This window comes from Arthrobacter sp. TS-15, from assembly GCF_006964045.1.
Taxonomy (GTDB): Bacteria; Actinomycetota; Actinomycetes; order Actinomycetales; family Micrococcaceae; genus Arthrobacter.
In genome coordinates, this window is the sequence record NZ_SDXQ01000037.1 from 40,417 (window position 1) to 65,825 (window position 25,409).

21 protein-coding genes and 1 tRNA gene are annotated in these 25,409 nt (G+C 61.2%); 4 read left to right on the forward strand and 18 right to left on the reverse strand.

Annotated features, from left to right (window positions below):
• Together EU811_RS15185 and EU811_RS15190 are read left to right on the forward strand one after the other, a co-directional pair.
• Complete coding sequence (locus EU811_RS15185; protein WP_238703427.1) at nucleotides 1-1,899, forward strand: WecB/TagA/CpsF family glycosyltransferase; 1,899 nt, start codon at nucleotides 1-3, stop codon at nucleotides 1,897-1,899.
• Nucleotides 1,896-2,732 carry a glycosyltransferase gene (locus EU811_RS15190; protein WP_142939174.1) on the forward strand — a complete coding sequence of 279 codons (837 nt, stop codon included), beginning with the start codon at nucleotides 1,896-1,898 and terminating at the stop codon, nucleotides 2,730-2,732. The genes EU811_RS15185 and EU811_RS15190 overlap by 4 nt, the downstream gene beginning before the upstream one ends.
• Here EU811_RS15190 and EU811_RS15195 read toward each other — a convergent pair whose 3' ends face one another.
• From EU811_RS15195 to EU811_RS15260, 14 genes are all read right to left on the reverse strand, one after another.
• Nucleotides 2,733-4,067, reverse strand: coding sequence for a hypothetical protein (locus tag EU811_RS15195; protein ID WP_142939175.1), 1,335 nt, complete (start codon nucleotides 4,065-4,067; stop codon nucleotides 2,733-2,735). It abuts the gene before it with no gap.
• On the reverse strand, nucleotides 4,064-5,329 hold the full coding sequence (gene epsE, locus EU811_RS15200) for an exopolysaccharide biosynthesis GT4 family glycosyltransferase EpsE (protein WP_142939176.1): 1,266 nt from the start codon (nucleotides 5,327-5,329) through the stop codon (nucleotides 4,064-4,066). Before epsE ends, EU811_RS15195 begins: the two co-directional genes overlap by 4 nt.
• Before the next feature lie 58 nt (nucleotides 5,330-5,387).
• Nucleotides 5,388-6,266, reverse strand: a complete 879-nt coding sequence (locus tag EU811_RS15205) for a chain-length determining protein (protein WP_142939177.1) — start codon at nucleotides 6,264-6,266, stop codon at nucleotides 5,388-5,390.
• The gene (locus EU811_RS15210) at nucleotides 6,254-7,702 is read right to left on the reverse strand and encodes an O-antigen ligase family protein (RefSeq protein WP_142939178.1); all 1,449 of its coding nucleotides are present in this window, start codon (nucleotides 7,700-7,702) and stop codon (nucleotides 6,254-6,256) included. Before EU811_RS15210 ends, EU811_RS15205 begins: the two co-directional genes overlap by 13 nt.
• Nucleotides 7,699-8,946 carry a rhamnosyltransferase WsaF family glycosyltransferase gene (locus tag EU811_RS15215; protein ID WP_142939179.1) on the reverse strand — a complete coding sequence of 416 codons (1,248 nt, stop codon included), beginning with the start codon at nucleotides 8,944-8,946 and terminating at the stop codon, nucleotides 7,699-7,701. The genes EU811_RS15210 and EU811_RS15215 overlap by 4 nt, the downstream gene beginning before the upstream one ends.
• Nucleotides 8,943-9,866, reverse strand: a complete 924-nt coding sequence (locus tag EU811_RS15220; protein ID WP_238703420.1) for a DUF6492 family protein — start codon at nucleotides 9,864-9,866, stop codon at nucleotides 8,943-8,945. The genes EU811_RS15215 and EU811_RS15220 overlap by 4 nt, the downstream gene beginning before the upstream one ends.
• Nucleotides 9,859-12,414: an oligosaccharide flippase family protein gene (locus EU811_RS15225; protein WP_142939180.1), complete on the reverse strand. Its 2,556-nt coding sequence runs from the start codon at nucleotides 12,412-12,414 to the stop codon at nucleotides 9,859-9,861. The genes EU811_RS15220 and EU811_RS15225 overlap by 8 nt, the downstream gene beginning before the upstream one ends.
• Entirely contained in the window at nucleotides 12,411-13,601 is a 1,191-nt protein-coding gene (locus EU811_RS15230; protein ID WP_142939181.1) for a glycosyltransferase family 4 protein, read from the reverse strand. Before EU811_RS15230 ends, EU811_RS15225 begins: the two co-directional genes overlap by 4 nt.
• Nucleotides 13,598-14,260 (reverse strand): acetyltransferase, encoded by a 663-nt coding sequence (locus EU811_RS15235; protein ID WP_142939182.1) that lies wholly within the window; start codon nucleotides 14,258-14,260, stop codon nucleotides 13,598-13,600. The genes EU811_RS15230 and EU811_RS15235 overlap by 4 nt, the downstream gene beginning before the upstream one ends.
• Nucleotides 14,257-15,420 carry a DegT/DnrJ/EryC1/StrS family aminotransferase gene (locus EU811_RS15240; protein WP_142939183.1) on the reverse strand — a complete coding sequence of 388 codons (1,164 nt, stop codon included), beginning with the start codon at nucleotides 15,418-15,420 and terminating at the stop codon, nucleotides 14,257-14,259. Before EU811_RS15240 ends, EU811_RS15235 begins: the two co-directional genes overlap by 4 nt.
• Nucleotides 15,417-16,436: an NAD-dependent epimerase/dehydratase family protein gene (locus EU811_RS15245; protein WP_142939184.1), complete on the reverse strand. Its 1,020-nt coding sequence runs from the start codon at nucleotides 16,434-16,436 to the stop codon at nucleotides 15,417-15,419. Before EU811_RS15245 ends, EU811_RS15240 begins: the two co-directional genes overlap by 4 nt.
• The gene (locus EU811_RS15250; protein WP_142939185.1) at nucleotides 16,433-17,542 is read right to left on the reverse strand and encodes a Gfo/Idh/MocA family protein; all 1,110 of its coding nucleotides are present in this window, start codon (nucleotides 17,540-17,542) and stop codon (nucleotides 16,433-16,435) included. Before EU811_RS15250 ends, EU811_RS15245 begins: the two co-directional genes overlap by 4 nt.
• Nucleotides 17,543-17,599: 57 nt before the next feature.
• Nucleotides 17,600-19,279, reverse strand: coding sequence for a sugar transferase (locus EU811_RS15255; RefSeq protein ID WP_142939186.1), 1,680 nt, complete (start codon nucleotides 19,277-19,279; stop codon nucleotides 17,600-17,602).
• A 267-nt stretch (nucleotides 19,280-19,546) separates the two neighbouring features.
• On the reverse strand, nucleotides 19,547-19,804 hold the full coding sequence (locus EU811_RS15260) for a hypothetical protein (RefSeq protein ID WP_142939187.1): 258 nt from the start codon (nucleotides 19,802-19,804) through the stop codon (nucleotides 19,547-19,549).
• 39 nt (nucleotides 19,805-19,843) lie between these two features.
• On the opposite strand from EU811_RS15260, the gene EU811_RS15265 reads away from it, so the two are divergent.
• Nucleotides 19,844-20,077 (forward strand): DUF5703 family protein, encoded by a 234-nt coding sequence (locus tag EU811_RS15265; RefSeq protein WP_011774832.1) that lies wholly within the window; start codon nucleotides 19,844-19,846, stop codon nucleotides 20,075-20,077.
• A 32-nt stretch (nucleotides 20,078-20,109) separates the two neighbouring features.
• Here the strand turns inward: EU811_RS15265 and EU811_RS15270 are convergent, their stop codons facing one another.
• Together EU811_RS15270 and EU811_RS15275 are read right to left on the reverse strand one after the other, a co-directional pair.
• Entirely contained in the window at nucleotides 20,110-21,270 is a 1,161-nt protein-coding gene (locus tag EU811_RS15270) for an acyl-CoA dehydrogenase family protein (protein WP_142939188.1), read from the reverse strand.
• A gap of 16 nt (nucleotides 21,271-21,286) precedes the next feature.
• Nucleotides 21,287-22,591 (reverse strand): M20/M25/M40 family metallo-hydrolase, encoded by a 1,305-nt coding sequence (locus tag EU811_RS15275; RefSeq protein ID WP_142939189.1) that lies wholly within the window; start codon nucleotides 22,589-22,591, stop codon nucleotides 21,287-21,289.
• Nucleotides 22,592-22,860: 269 nt separating this feature from the next.
• Between EU811_RS15275 and EU811_RS15280 the strand changes: the two genes are divergently transcribed.
• Nucleotides 22,861-22,946 (forward strand) — tRNA-Leu (locus tag EU811_RS15280).
• Nucleotides 22,947-23,129: 183 nt separating this feature from the next.
• On the opposite strand, the gene EU811_RS15285 is transcribed toward EU811_RS15280, so the two are convergent.
• Nucleotides 23,130-24,056 (reverse strand): MaoC/PaaZ C-terminal domain-containing protein, encoded by a 927-nt coding sequence (locus EU811_RS15285; protein ID WP_142939190.1) that lies wholly within the window; start codon nucleotides 24,054-24,056, stop codon nucleotides 23,130-23,132.
• Nucleotides 24,053-25,405, reverse strand: a complete 1,353-nt coding sequence (locus EU811_RS15290) for a 3-oxoacyl-ACP reductase (RefSeq protein ID WP_142939191.1) — start codon at nucleotides 25,403-25,405, stop codon at nucleotides 24,053-24,055. The genes EU811_RS15285 and EU811_RS15290 overlap by 4 nt, the downstream gene beginning before the upstream one ends.
• Nucleotides 25,406-25,409 lie beyond the last annotated feature (4 nt).

Below are 25,409 nucleotides of genomic sequence, written 5' to 3' on the forward strand. Positions count from 1 at the left end.
ATGCCCGTGGGAGATCTCCTCCACAGGGCAGTCCCCCACTTTTACCCGCGTCGCGGCGTCCCCGCCGGCGTACCCCAGGGCGAGGACCACCACAGTGTGGCCGCTTCCGCAGAGACGGTGGCTAAGGCTCCTTGGGTGAATCTGGGCGGGGTCCCCGTCAAGCTCATGGAGGCTGAGGGCGCGCTTCGGGAAATTTTGGATCGCGCCGGCTCCCCCGATGCTCCCCCTCTGGGCGTCTGCTCCGCAAACCTGGACCATATCCGACACTTCGGAACCGGAAGCCGCTGGATAGGCACTTTGGACCCGCCCGCACCTGTTGAATGGTTAACCCTGATTGACGGCGCCCCCCTGGCCACCCAGGCTCGGCGCCTGACGTCAAAGACATGGCCCCGGCTTGCCGGCAGCGACCTCATTCACCCCTTCCTGGCAGGAGCAGCGGCACGCGGCTTGCGCCTGGGCTTTCTGGGAGGTTCGGAAGAGACCCAAAAACTGATCGCAAGCAAGTTCGTAACCGAGCGGCCTGAGCTGAAGGTAGTTGGTTGGTGGGCTCCCGCCAGGTCCACGCTGGGAGACGCAGCAGCCTCCCGCAGGCTCGCCCGGGAGATACGGGCGGCATCGCCCGATGTCCTGATTGTTTGCTTGGGAAAACCCCGACAGGAACTGTGGATAGCCGAGTACGGTCACCTGACCGGCGCCAAGGTCCTGCTGGCATTCGGTGCCGTGGTCGATTTCCTGGCGGGGAACGTCCGGCGGGCTCCCTCCTGGGCCAGTTCGCACAGCCTTGAGTGGGCATGGCGCCTGATGCTGGAGCCACGCCGCTTGGCACGCCGTTATTTGGTGGAGGGGCCGGAGGCATACGTGAAGTTGCGGACCGCCAGCAGTTCCGACGTCGAGCCAAGAAAGCTGCTTTCCAGCGCCGCATACGCTGTCCCGGAACCCGTGCCCAGCCGGGCTCCGGGATCGTTCGTCCCGGCCACCGAAGCGGCCGACGTCGCCGTCGTGGTTGTCACCTACAACAACGCTGACGACGTCGGGCCGCTGGTGGCGAGCCTGCGCAAGGAAGCAGCCGATGTTTCCATCAAAGTGGTGGTGGCGGACAACTCCCCGGATGAGAGCACGCTGCGTGAGCTCGCACACCACCCCGACATCACAGCAGTGCGAACGGGCGGAAACCTCGGCTATGCGGGCGGAATCAACGCTGCGTTCTCTGTTGCAGGGGAAGCAGGAAGCTACCTCATCCTGAACCCGGACCTCCGCGTGGAACCAGGCGCGGTGGCCGCCATGCTCCAGCGGATGGATGAGCAGGGAGCCGGCATGGTGGTACCGGTCCTGTTGGACGATGACGGAAGCATCTACCCGTCGCTACGCCGTGAACCGGGCGTTCTGCGAGCGCTGGGTGATGCTGCTTTGGGTAGCCATGCGAAGGGCAGGCCGGGTTGGTTGTCGGAGATGGACTTTGACACTGAGAGCTATTTGCACGGGCACCGGGTTGATTGGGCCACGGGTGCGGCTCTGCTGATTAGCTCTGCGGCGTCGGAGGCGGTGGGTGCTTGGGATGAGCAGTTCTTTTTGTATTCGGAGGAGACGGACTATTGCCATCGGGTGAGGTCGGCGGGTTTCTCCATTTGGTTCGAACCCGCTGCCCGGATGTGGCATGAACGTGGTGGTTCGGGGTCATCTCCGCAGTTGACTGCTTTGATGTCGGTCAACAGGGTGCGGTATGCAGAGAAGTATCTTGGACGTGGGCGGGCGTTGGCATTCCGTGGTGCTGTGTTGGCTGCGGAAATTGCGCGGTTGAACAAAGCCGGGCATCGGGATGCTGCATTGGCGGTCCTTATGCAGCGGCGTTGGGAGAGGCTCCCGCACGCGACGCGGACCACGACGGCAGCCACGCCATGACTGTTACCCATCCTTCCGGTGCGGTGATCATCCCGGCGCATAATGAGGCCGGTGTTATCAGCAGGACGCTTGAGGCGTTGAGTGAGGTCATCGCGTGGGGCACAGTTGATGTGGTGGTGGCATGTAACGGGTGTAAGGATGCCACGGAGGCTATCGCGTCGAGGTACGGGGGTGTTCAGGTGCTTCACGTGCCGGAGGCTTCCAAGACTGCGGCGTTGAACGCTGCCGATCAGGCAACGCAGCGATGGCCGCGCGTGTACCTGGATGCCGATATTGAAGTCAGTGCCCCTGCGCTTCATGCAGTTTTTGTTGCTTTGGAGGATGGGACTTTGCTGGCTGCCCGTCCGGCTTTTCGCTATGACACCGAGGGCGCTTCGGTATTGGTGCGCTCGTATTACCGTGCCCGTTCCCGTATACCGGGCAATGCCGAGGCGCTTTGGGGTGCGGGTGCTTATGGGTTGAGTTTCAGCGGGCATGAGCGGCTGGGGTCTTTTCCTCCTCTTACTGGTGATGACTACTATGTGGATCGGCTCTTCTCTGCCCATGAGAAGGCGGTGTTGGCTACGGTTCCTGTGGTGGTGCGGACGCCCCGAACGTGCAAGGCGTTGATGTCTGTTCTTAGGCGCACGTATCGGGGCAATGCGGAGCAGGATCGCGTATCCGGCGGTGCCTCCACGGCGAGGACTGTTCGGCAGTTGCTTGCCTCCGTCAGGGGGCCGCTGAGCGTTTTCGATGCCGCCGTTTACGTCGTGTTCGCCGGTGCGGGCCGCCGTCGTGCGCTGTTTGGCCCTCAGACGCTGCCTGGTTGGGAGCGGGACGATACCAGCCGTTAGTCAGAAGCCGCAGCTGCCCCCGCCTTCAATGCTGTAAAGGTGGACGGCGTTGCCGTCGGCGAAAGTGTCGGTGAAGGTTCCGGCCACTATGGGGATGGTGCGGTTTTCGTCGATGACGACGGCGGTGCTGCCGCCGCATTTCAGCGTGAAGGTCGCTGCGCCGCCGGTGTTCTTGTTCGCTCCCGCGAAGATGTAGACGTGGCCGTTGTGGAGTTTGGTGGCGAGGTCTACGGGGCCCGTGGCTGTGGCGGCGCCGTCAAGGAAGGGGGCGTTGAGGACGGGTGCGAGGTCTGTGATTTGCTTGTTCACGGTAGTGAGTGTGGGCACTATGTCTTTGCCGCAGTCCCTGATGACGTGTTGGGTGACGCATGGGCCGCCGAAATTGTGGTTGAAATAGATGATTCCCCGGGCGCCGTGGATGAGGCTGCTCCAGACTGCGGCCTTGAGTTCAGGGCCGGTGATTGTTTTAGTCCCCGCTACGTCACCCGATGGATGACCGTTCTCGATAAAGGCCCAGACGGGAATCATCGCAGATGGGTCCTGGAGCCCACGCAGCCGGTCTATGGTCCAGCCATAGTTTGCTGCGAGCCGGCACTCGTCGGGGTTCAGGTCCCGGGTGTAGTCGACGATGGCTCCGCCCTCGCCTTTTCCGCAGATATTGGGATCCGTGAACCAGTAGTTATCTGCGGACACCACGTCCTGGAGGCCTCTGACAAACTTTCCCGCTACCGTGTCGGATTCCCAGAATGTAACGCCTTTGCCGTAGTTGGCGTAGAGCATGGCTTCTTTGGGGGCCAGGGCACGGCGGTCCCTCTGGATCGTGTAGCCGCACGGCGTCCCGTCCGGTGAACAGACGGGTCCCTCGCCAGGGTAGTTGCCTGTCCACTGCGCGTCGCCCGGGCCCGCCCACATGTCCACTTCGTCGCTGAGCGTGTAGCCGGCAGCGGCTTCATGCGGGAAGGAAGGCAGTGCGAACATGCCGGAGTCCTGGATCAATTGAACGTTCGAGTTGGCGGTGAGCTCCACGTAGGTGTTGATTCCGGCATCGGAATCCATGGACACGTTTCCCTTGTCCAAGACACTTTCCAGCCACACACCGATGGGAAAGAATGAATCCTCAGCGGGAAGGCCAGCCCTGAACTGGGCGTAGTAGGCCTGTCCGCCGTCTACTTGCCGAAGGGCTACCGGCGCCGCGGTGACATTCTGCGTCGGCGAGGCGCTGGATGCGCTGGTCCCGTGTGGTGAAGGCGGAATAGCGCCGCCAGCCGCAGCAACAGCTAGGACAATGCTCGCAATGGCAACGACACCCAGGACCCATGCTGTTTGCGGCTTCATGCTCTGCCTCTCCGTCTTTTCGATTCCATCAGTTCAGCCAGTACGAGCGCGCTTGTTCTGACATCGAAAGCCTCTTCAATCCTGGAACGCCCTTGTTCAGCGATTGATACGGCTTTGTTGGGATGCCGGAGGAGTTCGATAATTTCCTCCGCGAGCCGGCCGGGATTGTGGGGTTCCACCAGAATTCCGCTTTCACCCCCCCTTACCAGTTCCCGGACACCACCCGCGGCTGTCACCACGACGGGCACCCCCATGGCCATGGCTTCCATGATGGCGACTCCGAGCGGTTCTGAGTGACTCGCCAAGGCAAATAGATGCGCAGTGGCAAGTTCTTCTTGGACTTTGTGTTCCGGGACCGCGCCCAAAAGACGCACGTTGCGTTCCAAACCGAGCTCGCGGACCTGACGCTCAAGCTCCTGTCGGTAACCAGAACCACCGAGCTCGTCCTCACCGGCCATTGTCAGGTGCAGATCAACGCCGGAACGCATAACTATGTTGATTGCTTTGAGTAGATCCGAATGACCCTTGCTTCGATTCAGCCGTGCGCAACAGAAGATTCGAGCTTGGCCCTGGCCTGACCAAGGTTTGTACGGGGCCACCCGTGTAAAGGTGTTCAAGTCCACACCCATGGGCGCTACCCGGATTTCTCCCGGCAGATGGCCGTCCAATGCTTCCCTGACTTCGGCCAGAAGCCGTGCCGTAATCACCACCGAGAACTCGGCGTTTTGCCATTTATGTAGCTGGTTGGGCCCGTAGTCGCTCAGAGGGCCGTGCAGGGTCAGGCTGTAGGGTATGCCCGAGATGGCATGTGCGAAGAGAGCTACTTGTGCGGCGTCTGCACATGAGTGCACATGGATGTGGTCCCACTGACGTGTCTCCGCGTGTCGAGCAAGTGCCCCGCCAGCCCAGAGCAGGGCCACGGTGCGTGCAACGGCGTTGCCCAGCCGCGGGTTACCAAGCTCCCTGGAAGACTCGTAGGGACTGGCCGAGCTGCCGACGATGGCGCCCAGGCGGCCTCCAGTCACCGCGCGAAATGCTCTTACGCCCCCGCCCACGGCGGTTTTGATGTTGGGCGGTGTCAAATAGTGGGTTGCAGCCACTTCTTTGCCTGCCCACTCCGGCATGAGAGCCAATTGGCGGGGCGGCCGGGTTGAGACGGGTTCCGGCTCAAGTCCCAACTGCTTGAGCGCCCGAAGCTCACGCCAAAAGAAGCCGTGTGTTTGTCCTGGGAACTCAGGCACGAAGTACCCGAATCGAACCATGTCCCGCCCTTCTGAGCCTCGGTCGTTCGTTGGTTGCAGTGTTCAGTAGCGTTGGTGGTCACACAGTCGTTCTCTTGTTGGGAGCATTATGGTCAACGTCGGCATTGAGGATGTCCTGAAGGGGGTTACGTTGCCGGAGCAGTTCTTGCTTCGGTGAGGGCGCATCCAGCTCCACCAGCGTTTCCAGTTCGGAGAGCGTGTCTGCGCGGGAAGAAGCGGCGCGTTTATCCTCCGGATTCTGTGCTTCACCTGTGCGCCTTTTACGGCCCTTCCTGGTCAGAGCGGAGGTTGTGCGTTCTGTTCTGGCCCGTTCGCGTGCTGATTCCACCGATCGTGCCAGTGATACCGCCCCCAGCGTGAGGACCAGGCCGGCCACCACCACCACGATGAGCGATCTCAGACGGCTTGAGAACTGTTCAGTTGCTTTATCAGGCACAGCGACCACCAATGAGGTGAACAGGTACCGGTCAGAAGCGCCATTGACCGTCTGGATTGTGTGGAGTTCCTGTTCCAACCGTGTTCCAAGGGCACGCACAGTGTCCAACGCGATGTCTTCGCTATCTGAAACGGCACTGATTTCCACCAGGAACGCCGCGGAGGGACGTTCTACCTTGTAGTCGGTGGCCAGGCCGGCCTTGTCCAGCGCTTCGCTTGTCGAGGCGTCATTCAGCCTGGTGGTGATGACTTGGGTTATCAATGATGAATCGGCCGACCGCAGATAGGGATTATCGGTATTGAGGGCACCCAGGGCGGGGTCCTTTTCTATTTCCTGGGATGACGGGATCTTTGGATTTACAATCGCGTAGGTCGTCAGGGCCTCATATGATCGGGGCGCGTAGGAGTACATGTAGACGGCTGCGAATGCGGTCAGGAACAGCACTGGCAGGACAAAGACTTTGTGGTGCCACAGGGTCTTGAGTACTGCTATTGGATCCATATCTCCCCCTTGGGAGTTTTGGGTGCTGGTCCCGCCGGCACCGGGCTGTTGCCAATTATCGATGGCACTTTTTTTCGGAGTTCCAGTTCCCGTCCAACCATGATCCATGCCCCTCCTGCTAACCCAACGATGAAGGGGTACATCAAAGCAAAGACGGGGAAAGACATCGAATCAAAGGTCAGGGAGCAAACGGCCGCGATGACACCGGCCGCGGAGACAGCGCCGGTAAAGCACCGGAGGGCCGGAATCCGGGACGCCCGGGCGGCCAGCAGGCTTGAGAGGCCGGGTATGGCCAGATAGGCAATAAGCCCGATCAGTCCGACGACGCCGATGGTGACCAAAGAATTCAGATACTGGTTATCCAAGATGTAGATGGCGTTGGTGGGCATGTAATTCCCGGGACCCACCCCAAAATAGGGGTGTTCGGCGACCATGGCGGCCACCCTCGGATAGTTGTTGGTTCGCGTAGTGATTGAAGGGTCGTCTTCGCCCGCCGTAAACGAGGCTGTCAAGGTGCCGACCAGCCCCGGTACGCCCAGGAACAGCACGGCTATGACGGCGGGTGTTGCCACCAAAGCCCACCGCCGGGCGATTCGTGGAAGAAACGGTATGAAGACGAGAAGCCCGGTGACCAATCCAAGGATGCCGGACCTGGATACCGTGGATGCTATGGCAAAGACCAAGAGGGACGTTCCCACCCAATGGAGCCACTTTCGTCCACTCTTGTCATAGACCGCTCTCCATATGGAGAGCGGCAAAAGCATGGAAGCAACCACGGCCAGTTCAATGGAATGAAAAGTGCTGCCAGAGACGCGCATCATGAAGCCGCGCATCTGAAAGGGCGTGTTTCCTCCGTTGTCTGTGAACCCTGGCATTGCGGCCTGCACCCACTCCATGGGGTTGATCCTGAAGAAGAATTGAATGACAGCCACCACACAGCAGAAGAATGCTCCTGCCAGTATTGCCCGGGACAGGGACATTGCATCGTTGAGTGTCCGCACGGCCTCGGCTGTGACGAGAATGATGCCGGCGCTCGCAAGGAGCAAGATGAGCCAGCGGTCCGCGGCCGCCCGCGCAGTTACAGAACTACCGCCTGTGTAACCCGAATACAATGCTGCGTAGGAAGCGCAGGTTCCGACCCACAGCAGGACCAGCCCGATACGTCCCGGGTGACGCGGGCTCAGAGGGTTCTGCAAGCCGAATAGGACGGAACACAGCCACACCGCCAGAACTAGAAGGGCCAGAAGCAGGGGCACTGTCCCGATGGCGCCCAACGGCTTCACCACCATGTTGGATGGGAAGAAGAAGATTCCAAAGGCCGCAATCCTCAGCAGGAAACCAACGCGCCTGCCAGGACTCGGGGTGAGGTCCAAATCCACCAGCTGGACCTCGTGCCTGGGCGGAAGGACGTTGAACGGGCGGATTCTGCGCTTCATGTCATTTCCCACCGTTGGTGTCTGGTGCAGCGCGACTCAACAATTCCGGCGAATGCTGCTTGGGAATGCGACCAGTCCGGGCGCGGCCGCTGTGCGATTCGCTGTGCGCGCTCATGAATGTCAGAGGCGCTGACCACCCTTGCGAGCGCTGCGGCGAGCCGGTGGGGTGATACCGGCACCCATACGACGTCAGGATCTGTCAGTTCCTGGGAGGAAAAAAGGGATTCATTGAGAACGGGCACGTTCCCGGCCGCCAGGAGCTCGCCGGGCACCAGCGAGATGTTGGTGAACGATATTGCGAGGCCGGCTATGGTTTGGTTGTACAGTTCGTTGAGTTGCTGCGGTGCTAGATTCCCGTGATTCGTGACGGGAATGTTCCAACCGGACGTCTTGTCACCGTAGACGTGAACTTCCTGATCGGGCCGTAATGAGTGGAATTTTTCAAGGGCCATTTTGGCGATGAGGTATCCCCGGCGGTCTACCGACTTCTTTGCGTAGAAGACCACTCCACTGCGTATAGGGCGCCCTGACTGGTTTGGGATCAGATTGTAGATGTCCGTGTCGCAGCCAAATGGAACCGTGGCCGCTGGCACTTGACCAAGTTCGGCCTTAAGGACACCGCCGATCATGTCACCCAGCGCTATAGTGCTGAACCCGAATCGATAGCTGTCCTCCGCCAGTGTGTAGAGGGCGCCCCGCGGGTAGAAATAGGGTTCGTAATCCTGGACGAAATAGAAACGGTGGGCGCTGTGGTGGGAGCGCGCTGCTATGACGTGCGCCGTTGACCATGAACTCGCCACGACGGCATCGATACCGTCCATACCCTGCGTCGCGCTGCGAATTTCCGCGCGCATCAGGGGCCAGTGTCGGCGGATGACCGCTTCGTGCCGGGATACGTCGTCGTCGTTCCGGTCGTAGAGGAAAAGGATGCAGTGATGCCCGCGATCCTCCAGCGCACGGACCATACGGAACAACGTAGTGTGGCCTCCAGATCCGGGGCCGGGTGGGGTGCACACCCACCCAACTGTCAAGGGACCCGTCCTGAGGGGGACATCGTTTGGATACACAAGCCCTGCCGGGTCGGTGATGTCTTCATCGCGCAGGGGGAAATCCGGTTCGGCGAGGCTCCACCTTTCGAGCGCTGCGCGTGCTCCTTTCCTTACGGCCTGCCTTCCCATCGAGGACCAGCCGTCCCGCCTGAGCCGGGACAGGATATGGGCTGCGGTTGATTGGCTGACGTTCATGGCTGCGCCGTCCTGCCCATCTCGCTGACGTGGTCTGTGAACTCCCTGAGTGCACGCCGCCTTGTTTCCAACGGAATGCCGGCTTTGGCCGACAGCATGACTGCAAGGGCGTCGTGCGGTCCTGAATGGAGCAACTGCTGGATCTCTGCCTCGCTCAGCGCTACTTCTGCGGAGTGGACTGTTCCCTTCATCGTTGTGGAGGTTGCCCGTTTTCCGCCCAGGACTTCGTCTACGAAGATCCCATAAAGCATCATTTCGGACAATCGCAACTGGCTCGCCACGGCTGTGCTCCAGGCCGACCCGGTTGTGCTTTCGATGTGCAGGAGCATCTGCCGCACTATTTGTGGTTCCCACAGGCAAGGCCAGCAAATGTAATCGGTGAGGTCGCCGTCGGAGGGCGGCTGTATTCCGAGCAGCCTTCGGGCCGAATAGTGCCATAGTCGGTGACCCGGCAGTGTATGGTCGACCCCTTCTGGTTTTCGATACATGCAAACTTCGCCTTCCACGCTGAAGGCGTCCAGGGTGGTGGGTCGGACCAGTACGCTGTCTGAATCCATGAGCAACACTCCCCTTGCATCGAGTGTGGCCACGACGGCAAGTTTGATGATTTGCTGGCATATCCACCCACGAACCGGCGGCCATGGCCGTGCGGCGTTGACCCACATGTTGAGCCACGGGAGTTTGAGGAATGAAAGTGGCAGGTATTCCCGGGCATCGTGAACTTCTGTGCGTGGTCCGGCCAGGCTTTGAAACTCGTTCAAGTCGGTCCGCGGCACAATGATGTGGTGGACCACATCCATGGCAGTCATTGTCAAGACCGAGCGGTTCAAGTCCTTGCAGAGTCCCAGATCGGGGCCGTAGCTGGGCGTGACCACGGCGAGCTTCCCGCTGATAGGGTCGGTTCGGAGGTTATTAGACACCACTGTTATGCCACCTCCGCCTCTGCATTTTGTGTCGGATTCTGCGGGCCAGCCTCGGAGGTCCGGACCACAAAGGTTGGCTGGCCAGAGCCGGTCCCAGCGCACGTCTTCTGGCGTATCTGTTCCAAGCCTCAAGTTCTGTGGGGTTATCCACGAGTTCAGCGGCGAGTGCTACGAAGGCCTCGGCCTTGGGGGCTGTGCCACTCCCCCGGTCGTATTCGTGGCAAGCCCGGGTTAGTGCATCGTTCGCCAGGGCACGCCTGGCTTCGGCTTTGAACTCCGGCGCCTCAGGAATATTGGCCGTAGGACCGGAGAACAGGACGTCGAAGGCGTCCCGACGTGCCTTAAGGTCCTCCAGTTCGTCAATCCCTGTGGCCGACAGGCTGTCCGCGTGTTCACGGTGCCAGGCCTGGTCCGCGCCATGTATGTAGGCGACATCGGCAAAGGCAGCGATCCTGAGCCACATCTCCATATCGTGCGTGTGCTTGAGGTGTGCCTGGTATCCGATAGTTTGGAGGACGGATCGTCGCATCAGAGCTTCAGGTGACGTAATGACGTTTACTCCACTCCGGCACCTCTCCCGGAGCCATTCCCGTCCCGGCCACACAGTCCATGCCTTTGCCGCTTGCCGGGGAGCTGGAAGCTCATTGGCCTCAAAGTGCAAGGGATGTCCATAGACGAGTCCAACGGACGGATAGGCGCGCGCGACGTCCACGGCGCGTCGCAGGGAACCGGGTGTCAACATGTCATCAGCGTCGAGCCGGACCATGAACTCGCCCCGTGCACCTGCGGCTCCATCATTGAACGAAATTACGGGTCCGCGATTACTCTGGTGGCGCAGTACTTTGACCCTGTGGGACATCGCAGCCAGTTCCAGGGCTACATCATGGCTGTTGTCCGTGGATGCGTCATCAACCACGATCACATCCGCTGTGACACCGTTCTGGGTGAGGGCGCTCTCAATTGCCTGCCGGAGGAACCGGCCATAGTTGTAGCACGTGATGACCACAGTGACCGTGTCGGCTTGTGCAGGAGCAAAGCTTGCCGGCTGACTGATTTTAGTCTTCACCAACAGTGGACCGGGAGCGTGGCTTCCGCTCACCGGACCATTTTCATCGTTGCCGAGCATGGTCCGCACCTCGCCGAGACGGCGGAGGAACCAACGCCACAGCAGCAACGCGTAGGTTCCCGCGCCGGCGGTGCCCCCGGCCAGGAGCCCCTCCACTGGGCCATCGAAAGGCATAGCGGCCGCCACGGCGGCTACTGCAGCAGGTACTGCCGCGAAGCATGGGGTCCACAGACTGCGGAACGCCGCACGTAAGTCCGCCCCGTTCCGGTGAAGAGCGAAGGCATAAGCAGGACCGACGACGATGAACGACACCATCAAGTGGGCCGCCGCTGCTCCGGCAATCCCGCCAATGATGACGCCGAACGTCAGCGCTGGAATGAGTACGGCGATCCAGACGACTTGGACGTAAAGGGTTGCCCGGGCAGCACCGTGCGCAAGTAGGTACGAGGCGGCGAGATCAAATCCAACGCGCAAAGAACTGAACAACCCGAGCCAAACCAGTACGGCGGCCGACGGCAGCCAACGCGCCCCGTACACGAATTCTATGAGCTGGGCAGAAAGCAGGGCGAGCATGGTTCCGGCCAGCAATGCGACGGCCCACACGGGTCCGAGAAATATCGCAAAACTCAGTTTTCGCATGGTGCCGGAAATCCGGGCGAAGGCCGGCAGCGCAACGGAACGCACCACTTGGCCCAAGGCACTCATGGGCCATGTCGAAATATTGAAGGCCAGAAAGTAATAGCCCAATGCCACCGGACCCGCCAGCCGCGAGATGGCCACGTTGTCCACGTTCAATAGCGCCCATGACAAGAGGTTGGCGCCTGCTACGGGAACGCCGAAGGCAACCACTGACGGCGCGATGGATTTGTCGAACCCCAAACGGAACGGCGTCCGAGCCAGCCTGAATTGCACTAGAAGGGACACAGCTTGAGAGATCAGGCGTCCGGCTGCGAGCGCCATAACACCCCAACCGAACGTGATCAGGAGCAGGACCAGGGCCGTTCCAACGGTGAAATCAACCAGCGCGACGATGAAAAGTTTCCGCTGGGCAAAGTCGCGTTGCAAAGTTGCGTATGGCACCACGCCCACGCCGGCGAGGAGCAGTGAGAAAGACATGACGGCGATGACAGGACCGGCCGCAGGGCTGCCGAGGAGTTCCGCTGTGCCCTGAGCCGAAAAGGCCATAGTGGCTGCAAGCGTTGTCCCAGCCACTACGCCCAATGTTGCGATGGTTGGCGCTTTCCGTGCCGGTTCCTCGGACCGGATGAGATCCGCGCTCATGCCCAGGTCTGCCATGGTCATCAGCACCGTCTGTACGGTGAGCGCCACGGCGAACACCCCAAATTGTTCCGGGCTGAGGAGACGGGCAAGGGCTATGCCCACTGCCAAGCTCCCCAGACGCAGGACGATGTTACTGATGCTGCTCCATGCTAGTCCACGCCTGACTTGCAGTCCGAGTTCAGATTGAGTCTGCGTCATGTCACAGACCCCGTTGTTGCTTTGGCCAGTGCTAAAGCCTGCCGTCTCATGGATGCCCTGAATTTTGCTACCTCGAAGCTTGTGCGCAGATAGTCGGCGGTGCGCCCCGACCGCGGCTTCCGGCGGTCTCCATATTCGTACACAGCCATCATCCGGCGGGCCGCTGCGCCCAAACTGAAGTTCTCTTCTACCAGCGTCCTGCCGTGGGCGCCCAGTGCGATCCGCAATCTGCGGTCGGCCAAGAGCCCGGCCAGGGTGCGCTCAAGGTCCTCTTGAATCCCGTGCCCGTATAAGCCGTCCTGCAGGAAGCGCGCTGTTGTGCCCGGAGTGCAAAGACACCAGAACCCGTCGGCACCCTGCACAACTACAGGTTTGCGAAAAGACATCCCACGCAGCGCTGAGCTGCCCATGCCGAGGATGACGTCAGCGGCGTCGTAGATCATCCGCGGATCAAGGACCAAACCTTCGACACGGATAACCACTCTTCCGTGCCGGAGGTTAACCGCCGATGCAGAAGACCTGACCTCCTGAAGACCAGGGCCATCACCAGCGACTATAAGCATGGCCGGATACTTCTCTGCGATCCTGTCCACAACGCTTATAGCCGATAGGACACCCTGCACTTTTCCAAGGTCACTGGTCAGCCGGCCTACCACGGCAACTACCAGTGCGTGATCCTCGATCCCCAGCTGCCGCCGCGCCGGAAGCGTCCCACGGGACGCGTTGAAGTCAGTATCCACGGGTGGTTCCATGAGGTGCACGAAGGGCCGGACTTTGGATTGCTCATCGGCCAGGCCCTTTGTTCCCACAATCAGCGGAACATTCCTGGGCAGAAAGCCCGGAACGTCCATGGAGAGCACAGTCATCACCTGTGGGGTACCGCGTAACAATGCCGGCCCGAAGAACGCGTCCAAGGATGGAGCCCACTCGTAGCTGTGGATGAGGTCGATGCCCCGCTGGTCCACTGCCTGTATCAGGCGGCGGACAGTTCCGGGGTCCACGCTGTGTCTTCTGGCGGGAGCTTCAAGGAAGTCGAGTCCCAGCTCTCCAACCTTGTCCAAGAGGACCCCCGGGGTTGCGAACACCACCACCTCATGGCCGAGGTCACGGACCGCGGCCGCTAATTCAATAGCATTGATCTGACTGCCACCCATGGCCAACTCGTGGGGATATACCAGCAGCCTCACTTCACGCCCTCCAACTCAGGAGAATTACCCCGCCGAATCACCCGGGCCGGCACACCCGCCCAGGTTTCATCCTCAGGAACATCGGCAAGGACAGCGGCCCCCATGCCGATGGTCGCTTTCGCCCCAATGCTCAGGCGCTCGCGGACACTGGCGTTCATTCCGAGGTATGCCGCCCTGCCGATGTGGACGTTTCCTCCGAGCGAGACGCCGGAGGCCAACGTGGCATAGTCGCCGATCACGTCGTCGTGGGTGAAGGTAACCCCCGGCATGGCAACAACATGGTTGCCGATGGTCACGGACGCCGTCATGCTCACGTGGGCGAGGATGATGCTTCCCCGGCCAATCACGCAGCCCTCGGGAACATGCACCGACGGATCTATCGCCGTGGCATAGCGGTCTTCAGCCAAGCCCAAAGCACGGAGCCTCAGCACGACGCTTTCCCGGCCGCTCCCCGTTCCAATGCAAATCAGCAGCAATGCGTGGGGGTAATTCATGGCCTCACGGATCGGACCGAGCACGTGGGCGCCGTCCACGACGCGGCCCAGCTTGTCCTCGTCGTCGTCCAGGATCCCTACGACGTCGAACGGCCCGCTGCTGCGGACCATGGCAAGCACCTCCCGGGCGAGGCCGCTTGCAGCAATGAGAAGTAGCTCGCTCATGGCTGTCCCGCCGCGCGCAGTACGGAGTCGATGACCCTAACTTGGTCGTGCAGTGCAAGTTCGTGGTAAAGCGGGAGGATCAGGGTGTGGTCGGACAACCATTCAGTGACTCCCAGTTCAGCGGCACCTGTATCGGCGCCTGCATAGGCAGGTTGCCGGTGCGCGGCCATGATCCCGCGACGGGCAGATATCCCGTCCGAGGCCAAATGTGCCATCAGAACCTCGCGTCCGACGGGGAAGGCGGGGCCCACCTCAAGCCAGCACGACTGGAAGTTGCTCATGCCGTACTCCGGATCGCTCACCAGGCGGAGACCTTCCACGCCGGCAAAGGCTTGGGCGTAGGTCGCTGCGAGTTCGCGGCGACGCCGGACAACCGCTTCGAGGCGGCTGAGTTGGACGATTCCGACGGCGGCCTGAAGATCGGTCATGCGGTAGTTGAACCCGATTTCGAGGTACTCCTCCGGGGCGGCGAGGAGGCTGGCGTGCCGGTCGGCGGCGGAAACGCTCATTGCATGTTCACGAAGTCGCCGTGCCCTGTCACCGAAGTCCTGGCGCGCAGTGGTGAGCATGCCGCCCTCTCCGGTGGTGAGGATTTTCCGCGGGTGGAATGACCACGCTGACAGCTCCGCCGTGGAACCCACCGGTTGTCCGCGGTAGAGGGAGCCGATGGCGCACGCCGCGTCCTCCACCACAATGATTCCGAGAGGATCGCAGAGTGCCCGGATGGGTTCCAAGTCAACCGGGACTCCGCCCTGGTCAACGGCTATGACCGCTTTGGTGGCAGGAGTCAGTGCAGCTTTGATGGTCGCAGCGGTGACGCAGCCTGTATGAAGATCGACATCGGCAAAAACCGGCCTGGCGCCGACGTATGCAGCAGCATTGGCGGTAGCAATGAAGGAGAAGGACGGCACCACGACGTCGTCACCGGCTCCTACGCCGGCAACAACAAGGGCCAGGTGCAGTGCGGAGGTACAACTCGAGGTTGCGATGGCGAATCCGGCATGCTGGCCAGCTGCAAAAGCGTCCTCGAATTCCCGCACCTTGGGGCCTTGGGCTACCCAGCCGGAGGCGACAACTTCAGCAAGCGCCTGCGCCTCTGCCTCGCCCAACCATGGCTTCATGACATCAATACGGCCCAGCTGGGTTTCGGAGATAGTCATCGCACACCCACTGCCGGAGCCGTGGGGCGGGCTACCGCGCGGCCTGCGGCGATCTCTTCCCGCAGCGGACGCCACCAGGAGACCAGCGAGCGCAGCCCGTCTTCCAACGCTACGGCGGCCTCGAAGCCCAGGTCTTCGCGTGCTGCCGTGACGTCTGCGAGGCGTCTGGCAACTCCGTTGACAGTCCGTTCCGGGCCGTGTTCCACATCAAGGGGTGAGTCCATGACTTTGAGCAGCGTTTGAGCCAGTTCCGCCAGGCTGGTTTCGGTACCGCTGGCTACGTTGTAGACGCCCTCGCGTACGTTGCAGACGGCAGCAAGGACATTGGCCCTGGCAACGTCCTCGGTATGGATGAAGTCCATGGTTTGGTCTCCGCTGCCGAAAATCATAGGGGGCAGGCCATCGACTATTCGCTCCATCCAGCGGACGAGTACCTCGGTGTAGAGGCCGTGGACGTCCATGCGGGGCCCGTAGACGTTGAAGTACCTCAGGAGGACGTAGTTCAGGCCTGACATGGCGCGGAAACTCCTGGCCATTCCTTCGTTGAAGGACTTTGCCGCGCCGTAGAAGGTGTCGTTGTTGTGATGATGGTGGGTTTCCTTGGTGGGAAATGCCTCGGCCATGCCGTAAACGGAGGCACTTGATGCTGAGATGAGTTTGTCCACTTTGTGTGTTGCAGCAGCCTCGTAGACGTTGAAGGTCCCGTCTACCAGGACCTCCAGGGCAAGCCGTGGTTCTTCCGCGCATTGGGTGATGCGGATGGCCGCTTGATGGAAGAGGAGGTCCTTGCCCCGGGTGAGATCGTGGACGAGGTCGCGGTCGCGCAGGTCTCCTTCGATCAGCTGCACCCTGCCAGTGGCGAGGGCGTCGCCGAGGTTTGCACGGCGGCCGCGGACGAGGTTGTCGAGCACGTCGACGTGCGCCGCGCCGGCGTCGAGCAGTTGGTCAACCAGCGTCGATCCGATGGTCCCGGCGCCTCCGGTAACCAGCACGTGTGCACCTGGAAGCTCTTTCACCGTACAACCTGGAGGGAGACTTCATTCCCGGCGACAATGGTTGATTGTCCGTCAGTGCTCAAGCTTCGGGTGACGGCTTCGAGGACGGACAGGACGCGGAGCCCGGATTCACCGCTGGTCCGTGGTGTTGTCCGGTTGCGGATGGAGGAGGCAAGCTCGCTTACTACTTGGCCCAAGGGTTCCCGTTCCTGCAGGGCCGGGGACCACGTGTCCCCCAGCCGGTAGGAAATGGCTGAGGTTCGTTTGTCTGCGGCAGACCTGGGTTGGTGCTCCAGGCTGACCCCGCGGTCGTAGACGCTGAGGCGCTGTTGGGGGTTGAGGTCGTCCCACACCAGGGTCCTCTTTGACCCTCCGATGACCATTTGCCGGATTTTGGTGGGACTGAGCCAGTTCACGTGGATATGGACCATGGCGTCGTTGGGCAGACCGAAGGTCAGGTGTCCAACGCAGTCCCTGCCGGTTCCCAGCGGATCCGCGCCGTGGGCGGAAATCTCCGTGGGATGCAGCCCGCCGGGCAGGACGAAGTCCAGGATGGACAGGTCATGCGGTGCCAGGTCCCAGAAAACGTTGACATCCGGTTGGACGAGGCCGAGGTTGATGCGGACGGAGTCGACATACAGGATGTCGCCCAAGGCGCCACTGGCCACCAGCTCCTGAATCTTGAGGACCGCTGGAGTGAAGCAGTAGGTGTGGTCTGCCATGAGGACCAATCCCCGCGCCTTTGCCTCTTCCACCATTTCCAGGCCCTTGGTGCGGCTGTCGGCAAGTGGCTTCTCCACCAGGACGTGTTTGCCTGCGCGCAGGGCTGTCATCACCACTCCATGATGGGTATGCGCGGGAGTCGCTACGGCTACGGCATCCAGATTGTAGGTATCCAACAGCTCGTCCAGGGATTCGACGACGGCCACCCCGCCCACCGTCTCCGCGAGCTTGAGGCCCCGCTCGACGTCGAGGTCGCAGATGGCAACGAGATCCCAGTCCGGGCTGGCTTTGAGGTTCCGGGCAAGATTGGGGCCCCAGTACCCTGCCCCGACCACAGCGATGCGGAGCCTGGGCAACAGCCCGTGGCCGTTAAATTGTCCTGATGGAATGGTTCGTATGGTCATTTCCCACTCTGCTTCTGTGTTGACAGCGCGATTCGTTTGGTGTTGGTCAGCTCTTGGCTAGTAGGCTCCGGTCGGTTGGATCATTGCCCTGAAAGTCCGCCACATGATCATCAGGTCTCCCGCTATGGACCAGTTCTCCACGTAGTAGAGGTCCAGTCGAACGGCCTCGTCCCATGGAAGGTCGGATCGCCCGTTGATCTGCCACAGGCCCGTGATGCCGGGTTTGATGAGGAGCCGGCGGTGTGTATGACGTTCATAGCCGCTCACCTCCTTGGCCAGCGGCGGCCGGGGCCCCACCAGGCTCATATTGCCCACCAGGACATTCCAGAACTGTGGCAGTTCATCCAGGGAATACTTACGCATCCAACGCCCGCACCGGGTGATACGCGGATCCCCGCGGATCTTGAACAGGACGCCCGCGCCCTCGTCCTGGGTATTGAGCTCCTCCAAGCGGGATTCGGCGTCCACCACCATGGACCGGAACTTGAGCATGTGGAAGGTGCTGCCTCGCCGGCCAACCCGCTCCTGGCGAAAAAGGACGGGCCCGGGGCTGTCGTGGTTAACTATGGCGGCCAGGAGCAGCAGGACCGGTGACAGGACCAGCAATGCCGACGCCGAAACCGTAATGTCCATCAACCTCTTCAGAGTGTGCTTCCCCCCGGAGTAGTGCGGGATGTCCACGTGCATCAGTGGAAGTCCCTCCACCGGCCGCCAGTGGATGCGGGGGCCGGCTACGTTGGTCAGGGCGGCCGCGAGGACAAGTTCTGCCGCGTTTTCCTCCAGCCGCCATCCGAGCTCCTGAATGAATTGGTTTCCCCCGGGCACGGGGCCAGCCACAATGACCGCGTTGGCACCTGTCTGCCGGACGGTGTCGGCAATACCGTAGATCGATGACAGGACGGGGACGCGACGTTCGTCAACCTTCAGGACCGCACCGCGACGGGCGCCCGGGAGGCATGCTCCGAGGATGTCGTAGGCGGTGCCGGACTTTCGGTTGATCTGTTTGATGACGTACCGGACATCCTGGGGTTCGCCAACAACGATTGCACGGGAAAGGCAGCGTCCACGGGACTTCTCGTGACTCAGCCATCGGCGGAAACTCCACCTGCTGCCGGTGAGCGCCACCAGGCCAAGCGGCAAGGAAACGATGACAAATGAACTCACGGCATCAATACGGAAAACCACGGCCACAATGCCCAGGAAACCAAAGACGCGGAAACTGGCTGACAGAACGCGCTTGTATTCCTCCGGCCCAACGCCAAGGACCTTAGGATCGCGGGTGCGGTAGACCTCCAGCGAACCCAACCAAAGGAGTCCAAGTATCAGCCCCAACACCAGGTGCCGTGAGTAGCCAGGGCTTTGGGCGGAAAGGGACAGGCCATCGGTGTTGAGAACAAAGCCGGCGAAGACCGCAGCAGCGACCAACGCGGTGTCTGTCATGCGGAGACTGTTGGTAAGCGAGTGCGCCCAATCGTCACCGCCCCGGGCGGTGGACTTATCTTTCGGCGCTCTGCGGGTGACTGGCGGCACGAAATCCAGGGTGACCTCGGACCTTGGTGCCGCCAGTCCCGCCTTTTCAGCCCGTTGTGCAGCAACGGACTTGTCAATCCAGGGAGACGCCGGCGGATTGACGTCGACGATGGCAGTTTTTGCTGGAAAGACTGAATGCGCTGAGGCACGGTCCGCACCTTGGGGTGCCGCTACCTTGCCCGTACGCAAGACTGGAACTTTCACCATGTCAGCCTTCTTCGCAGACCTGCCATTGCCTACATATCAGTGAAGCGGCGGCTCTGTGGTGACGCACCAGTAGTCGGTACTCAAGTTTGCGCAGTATTACCCATCACGCCTACGTGCGAGTACCTATCCGGGGAGGACGGGACTACGTGTTTTTGGTGTCATTCCCTGTGGCGCGAACGGCAGAAATCCAGGCGGGAGTGGGATCTTTTGACGCCGGGAGGGGCATAAAAAAACCGGCCACCCAAGGTGGCCGGTTCATGAGGGTGTTCAGTCCTCCACGATTTCCAAATCTTCGTCCAGGACATCGTCGTCTTCTTCATCCTCGTCATCGAAGACCTGCAGCGGAGTAACCTCGGAGTAGGCCTCGTACAGCGCATCTTCATAGACCTCAAAGGCATCAGCGACGGCGAAAAAGGCCGACTCAACGTTGGGGTCACCTTCACCTCTCCGAGCCGATGCGGCGGCCAGATGTTCTTCCAGGGCGGCGGTCAGTGATTGAAGCGCGACACGCGGATCGATGCTCATGACTTCACGTTAGCCGGAAAAAGACGAAAATGGAGAGGGATGAGAGAACAATTTCCAGGCAGCTCCGTAGAGCGCCAACGAGACTATGCACGTCAGTACGAATACCTCGTTCTGACGGTGGGGCCTGACGATTCGTTGCCGGACGCCCGGCGCCGGCTGGCCGAACATTCCGAATACGGCAAGTGGGAACTCGAACGCAGCGTGCTTTACCTGGGAGGCGGGCGGCGCTTCTGGCTTCGCCGGAAGGTCTACTCCGTGCAGCGAACCGTCTGAACCCTGCGACACCACCGGCCGGGTTGATGCAGCTAGTCCTCCAGCGGCCCCAACCATGCATTTGCCACAGTGTTATGGGCGGATTCGTCGTTGGAAGGATGGAAGATTCCCGCCAGGACATCCCTGTAAAGGCGCTCCATCTCGGAACCGCGGAAGTAGCTGGATCCTCCTGTCACCCGAATGGCCAAATCCACCACGTGGCGTGCGTTTTCCGTTGCCCGGGACTTGAGTCCCACAAGTTTGGGGAACCACTGGGCTCCGTGGTCCACCAGGTTGTCCACATCCCTGGCCAGGGACGAGATTTGCGGGGAAATGCCGTCCATCGCCAAGGCGGCATCGGCCACCTTCCAACGGATATCGGGATCCTGGGCGTAGCTCCGGCCACCGTGCTTCGCCGAAACCCTGCGCTTGACGTTCGCTACCCCAAGGGTGAACGCACGCTCGGCAACACCGGTATACACAGCGGCGAGCAACGTCTCAAAGCACGCGAAAATCGCGAAGAACAGCAGGTCCTTACCGGGACCCACCGGCAGTTTGCGGAAGATCCGCTCCGGCGGAACAACAGCACCGTGCAGGAGGGTGGTGTTGGACGCGCTGGCACGCATTCCCAGGGTGTCCCAGTCGCTCAGTGTTTCGTGGCCCGGCTCATCTCGCCTGAGAAAGCCGAAGACCAGCTCCCCTGCACCGTCCCGGGCGTCGGCATCCTTGCCGAAGGTTCCCAGCCGGGTCCAGCCACGGGAGAGGCTGGTAAAGATCTTCCTGCCCGTGAACCGGTAACTTCCGTCCGGCAGCGGCTCGGCAACCGTGCCGGAATCGAACAGCATGGAGTCGTTGCCGGCCTCGGAAATGCCGAACGCAAAAATCTCACCCTGCCCCGCCTCCTTCAACACGAAATCCAATGACGTGTCCCCGCGCGCGGTCATGACCTGCGCGACTCCGGTCCAGACCAGGTGCATATTGACGGCCAATGCCGTTGCGGGCGCGGCCGTGGCGAGACGCTGCTGCAACGCAGCCACCGCTTCGAGCCCGAGCCCAAAACCGCCGTCGGCCTCTGGCACGAACAGCTTGAGGTAACCGGCAGCGGCCAGTTCATCAAGGTCTTCGTGGAAGAACTGGTTGTTGTCGTCGTAGCCTGCCGCGCGGCCACGGAGCCGTTCAAGCAGTTCGTCGGGAAGGATTTCTTCGGGACTCACGGCGGGGACCTCCTCGTTAGTAGTTGCTTAGCAGGGTGTTCAGGACCCGTGCGCCGAACTGGAGGGACTCGGCCGGCACGCGCTCGTCAACCCCGTGGAACATTCCCGTAAAGTCGAGCTCGTCGGGCAGCATCAGCGGGGCGAAACCATAACCGGTGATACCAATCTTGCTCAACGACTTATTGTCGGTGCCCCCTGAGAGTGTATAGGGAAGGACTTTCGCGCCCGGATCTTCAGTGTGCAGGGCATCGATCATGGAATCCACCAGGTTCCCGGCAAAGGGCACTTCCAAGGAAACATCCTTGTTGACATAGCTGATGTCGATGCCGTCGCCGGCGAGTTCCTTGATGGTCTCGAACACCAACTCCTGCTGGCCCGGCAGCGTGCGGCAGTCAACGAACGCCTCGGCTGACTCCGGGATGACGTTGTGCTTGTAGCCGGAGCGCAGGTACGTGGGATTGGAAGTGTTCTGAAGGGTGGCGCCGACGAAGCGAGCTACAGTACCAAGCTCCTTGAGGAGGATGTCCGGGTTGTCGGCGTCGAACTCGACGCCGGTCAGTTCAGTCACGCCGTCCAGGAACTGTCGAGTGGTGGGTGTCAGTTCCACGGGCCACTTGTATTCCCCGATCCGGGTGACGGCCCCTGCCAACCGGGTGACAGCATTGTCAGTATTGATTTGAGAGCCGTGGCCCGCCCTGCCATGCGCAACCAAACGCAACCATGACAATCCCTTCTCAGCGGTCTGCAGCAGGTAGGTCCGCTGGCCACCGATCGTGGCGGAGAATCCACCCACTTCCGAGATCGCCTCGGTGGCCCCGTCGAAAAGTTCACGTCGGTGTTCGACGGCGTAGCGTGCCCCGTAGGTGCCGCCGGCCTCTTCGTCGGCGAAGAAAGCAAAAATGATGTCGCGCTTTGGCTTGCGGCCCGTCCGGGCGAAGTTGCGCATGACTGAAAGGATCATGGCATCCATGTCCTTCATGTCTACGGCGCCGCGCCCCCAGATCAGTCCGTCCTTCAGTTCGCCGCTGAAGGGGTCAACGCTCCATTGATCCTTGAGGGCGGGAACGACGTCCAAGTGACCGTGAACTACCAGCGCGTCGGCTGAAGGATCCTCCCCGGCCATGCGGGTTATCACGTTCGCGCGGCCCGGGGCCGACTCGAAAATCTCGGCTTCGAGGCCGACTTCGGTGATCAGGCCGGCCGTGTACTCTGCTGCTGCCCGCTCACCCGGGCCGGTTTCGTCGCCGAAGTTGGAGGAGTCAATCCTGATGAGTTCCTGGCAGATCCGGACAACTTCATCTTCAGGGCGGATGACAGACATGGAAACTCTCCTTGCGTGGCTGGGCTGCAGGTTCCGGCGACGCACGCTGCGGTCTTCGCGGCATCTGGCGTCCCTTGTTCCATCAGCCTACCCATCAGCGGTTGCCGGCGTCCGGAATATTCGCCGTGGCAAGGGCCTGAGATGATGACACCCGCGCTCGGACCAGGGCCGATTTTTCAGCGACCTGAAACCGTGTTAGAGTTTTTCTCGCTGCTTCGGAGGAAAGTAAAGCACCGGAAGGTGCCCAACAAACCATCTGAACACCACCTGCGCGGGTGGCGGAATGGCAGACGCGCTAGCTTGAGGTGCTAGTCCTCGAAAGGGGGTGGGGGTTCAAGTCCCCCTCCGCGCACCATCGCAAGGCCTGGAATCCATGGATTTCGGGCCTTGTTTTGTTTGTATGAAGAACATGCGAGACAGTGCGAGTTTCATCACAACTGTTTCTTTAGTTGTCATTAATGAACAGTTTCTTTAGTTGCCGTTAACGAACAATGGCGGCGGGCACCTGGTGGTGGCCGCCGCCGTTGTTGCTGGTGGATCATGGCAAGGCAGTAACGCTTCCGGTGAAGTGCCGCCTGCCGCTGCGGGGATTCCACGCCACGTAGTCCGAGCGTTCCCAATGCCCCGAATCCGACTGCAGCGTGGTGATGTCCAAGGCAACCCGCGCTGGAAGGAAGACCGGGGCTTCGAATGAGACATTCCAGGCAAATGAGTCCGCCTTGACGGCTCCGACGTCGGCCAGCGCGCGGGAGGCCAGGTACATGCCGTGGGCAATGGATCCCCGCAACCCCAAAGCCTTCGCCGAAAGCACACTTAAGTGGATCGGATTGAAGTCGCCGGAAACCGCGGCGTAGCTTCGGCCGGTGTCCAGGTTGAGTTGCCACAGAGCGGTGGGATGCGGAGGGACAAAATCGCTGGCATCCAAGGCACCGTTCGGACTGCCCGCTTTGTCGATACCCGGCAGGAAGACACCCTTGGCCAAATAGGTTGAAACGCCCCGCCACAGCAAATCATCGCTGGAACCCGCCCGGACTTCGGAAACTACGTCCAGCTGGGTTCCTGCTCTATGCCCGGCGAGATTCTCCGCCCAGGATCGGATGTCCAGTTTCTGGGCGAACTGAATGGGAGCCAGCTGTTCAATGCGGTTTTTCAGGTGGATCATGCCAAGAAGTGGCAGCGGAAAGTCCTCGCGGTTCATGACGCTCATGGACACGGGAAATGCCAAAGCATGCACGTAGCCGGCGGGGAGGGTATCACTGGCTGTCTCCCCCAGCAGATGTTGGTAGGCGGTGAGGTTCTCGACGTCGGCCCGTACTCCCCTGACCTCGTGGCTGACAGCTGGAAGCCGTTTCTTGCCGGTGGAGGATCCAAGGACCCGACGGCGGGCTGCTGCGGCCGCTGCATTGACGTACAGCTTGGACAAGGACGGCAGTTCGCCCAGGACTACTGGCTGCGGGTGGTTCATGCTCCCACCAGTTGCTGCCCGCATACGCGCAGTACTTCTCCGGATATTCCGCCGGCAGCGTCGCTTGCCAGGAAGGCGATGGCCTCGGCCACATCCTGGGGCTGGCCCCCCTGCTTGAGGGAGTTGAGCCTGCGGGCGGCCTCACGGATCGCGAAGGGCATTTTTGCCGTCATCTCGGTTTCAATGAAACCAGGAGCTACGGCGTTGATTGTCCCGCCGAAAGGTTCCATCAGGGCCGCTGTGGACCTGACCATCCCTATGACGCCACCCTTGGACGCGCCGTAGTTGGTCTGCCCCCTGTTTCCAGCGATGCCGCTGGTGGAAGCAACCGAGACGATGCGCGGTGATTCCTTGAAATGCTCCGATGCCAGAAGGGCTTCGTTAATCCTCAGTTGGGCGGCGATGTTGACCGCGATGACTGACTGCCAGCGGCCCTCGTCCATGTTGGCCAGCAGCCTGTCACGGGTGATTCCTGCGTTGTGGACCACGATGTCGAGCCGGCCATGGCGTTCCACCGCGTGTTCGATGATCCGGTGTCCTGCGTCATCCCGGCTGATATCAAGCTGCAGGGCGGTCCCGCGTACTTCGTTGGCTACTGCTGCCAGATGATCCCCGGCTGCCGGGATGTCCACAGCTACCACCTTGGCTCCGTCGCGGTGAAGGGTTCTGGCGATTGCTGCACCAATACCACGGGCCGCGCCTGTAACAACTGCTACTTTGCCGGCGAGGGGCTTGTAGGCGTCGTTCGGCAAGCTGCCGGACGTTGAGCTGACGGTGATGAACTGTCCGTCCACGTAGGCGGATCGGCCTGAGAGGAAGAACCTCAGCGCCCCCAGTGCTGAGGGACTGGTTGTTGCCAGATGCTCGTCCAAGTGCTCGTCCAGGAGAATGCCGTTGGCTGTGGCGCCCGCCCGCAGTTCCTTGGCAAGGGAGCGCAACATCCCATCAATGCCCTGCCGCGCAGCAGCCGATGCCGGGTTGCGGGCTGACTGCGATGTCCGGGAGATAGTGATGACACGACCGTTGGGCGATAGGTCCCGCAAGGAAGCGGCCGCGGTCAGTACTGGTTTGCCCAGGTCCTCGGGGTGCTGGACGGCATCAAGGACCAGGATGATAGCCCCCAGCTTTTCCTTAGGCAACGCGTTGCGCCTGACGTCCAAGCCCCATCCAAGCATTGTGGTGGCAAGGTCATCTGCGCCGGCGCTGTCGCCGCTTACCAGGACCGGACCGGTAACGAGGGGTGCGCCGGGTTCGTGGCGTCGAAGAACCACCGGTTGAGGCAGACCGAGCTTCTTGGCCACGTCCTTCCCTAGTCCCTGACTTACAAGCTGTGTGTACTTATCAGTCATCGCG

Bases quoted from the DNA above. Each gene is read 5' to 3' on its own strand.
- EU811_RS15185 (WP_238703427.1), top strand. From the start codon at position 1: ATGCCCGTGGGAGATCTCCTCCACAGGGCAGTCCCCCACTTTTACCCG.
- EU811_RS15190 (WP_142939174.1), top strand. From the start codon at position 1,896: ATGACTGTTACCCATCCTTCCGGTGCGGTGATCATCCCGGCGCATAAT.
- EU811_RS15195 (WP_142939175.1), bottom strand. From the start codon at position 4,067: ATGAAGCCGCAAACAGCATGGGTCCTGGGTGTCGTTGCCATTGCGAGC.
- epsE (WP_142939176.1), bottom strand. From the start codon at position 5,329: ATGGTTCGATTCGGGTACTTCGTGCCTGAGTTCCCAGGACAAACACAC.
- EU811_RS15205 (WP_142939177.1), bottom strand. From the start codon at position 6,266: ATGGATCCAATAGCAGTACTCAAGACCCTGTGGCACCACAAAGTCTTT.
- EU811_RS15210 (WP_142939178.1), bottom strand. From the start codon at position 7,702: ATGAAGCGCAGAATCCGCCCGTTCAACGTCCTTCCGCCCAGGCACGAG.
- EU811_RS15215 (WP_142939179.1), bottom strand. From the start codon at position 8,946: ATGAACGTCAGCCAATCAACCGCAGCCCATATCCTGTCCCGGCTCAGG.
- EU811_RS15225 (WP_142939180.1), bottom strand. From the start codon at position 12,414: ATGACGCAGACTCAATCTGAACTCGGACTGCAAGTCAGGCGTGGACTA.
- EU811_RS15235 (WP_142939182.1), bottom strand. From the start codon at position 14,260: ATGAGCGAGCTACTTCTCATTGCTGCAAGCGGCCTCGCCCGGGAGGTG.
- EU811_RS15240 (WP_142939183.1), bottom strand. From the start codon at position 15,420: ATGACTATCTCCGAAACCCAGCTGGGCCGTATTGATGTCATGAAGCCA.
- EU811_RS15250 (WP_142939185.1), bottom strand. From the start codon at position 17,542: ATGACCATACGAACCATTCCATCAGGACAATTTAACGGCCACGGGCTG.
- EU811_RS15255 (WP_142939186.1), bottom strand. From the start codon at position 19,279: ATGGTGAAAGTTCCAGTCTTGCGTACGGGCAAGGTAGCGGCACCCCAA.
- EU811_RS15260 (WP_142939187.1), bottom strand. From the start codon at position 19,804: ATGAGCATCGATCCGCGTGTCGCGCTTCAATCACTGACCGCCGCCCTG.
- EU811_RS15265 (WP_011774832.1), top strand. From the start codon at position 19,844: ATGAGAGAACAATTTCCAGGCAGCTCCGTAGAGCGCCAACGAGACTAT.
- EU811_RS15275 (WP_142939189.1), bottom strand. From the start codon at position 22,591: ATGTCTGTCATCCGCCCTGAAGATGAAGTTGTCCGGATCTGCCAGGAA.
- EU811_RS15285 (WP_142939190.1), bottom strand. From the start codon at position 24,056: ATGAACCACCCGCAGCCAGTAGTCCTGGGCGAACTGCCGTCCTTGTCC.
- EU811_RS15290 (WP_142939191.1), bottom strand. From the start codon at position 25,405: ATGACTGATAAGTACACACAGCTTGTAAGTCAGGGACTAGGGAAGGAC.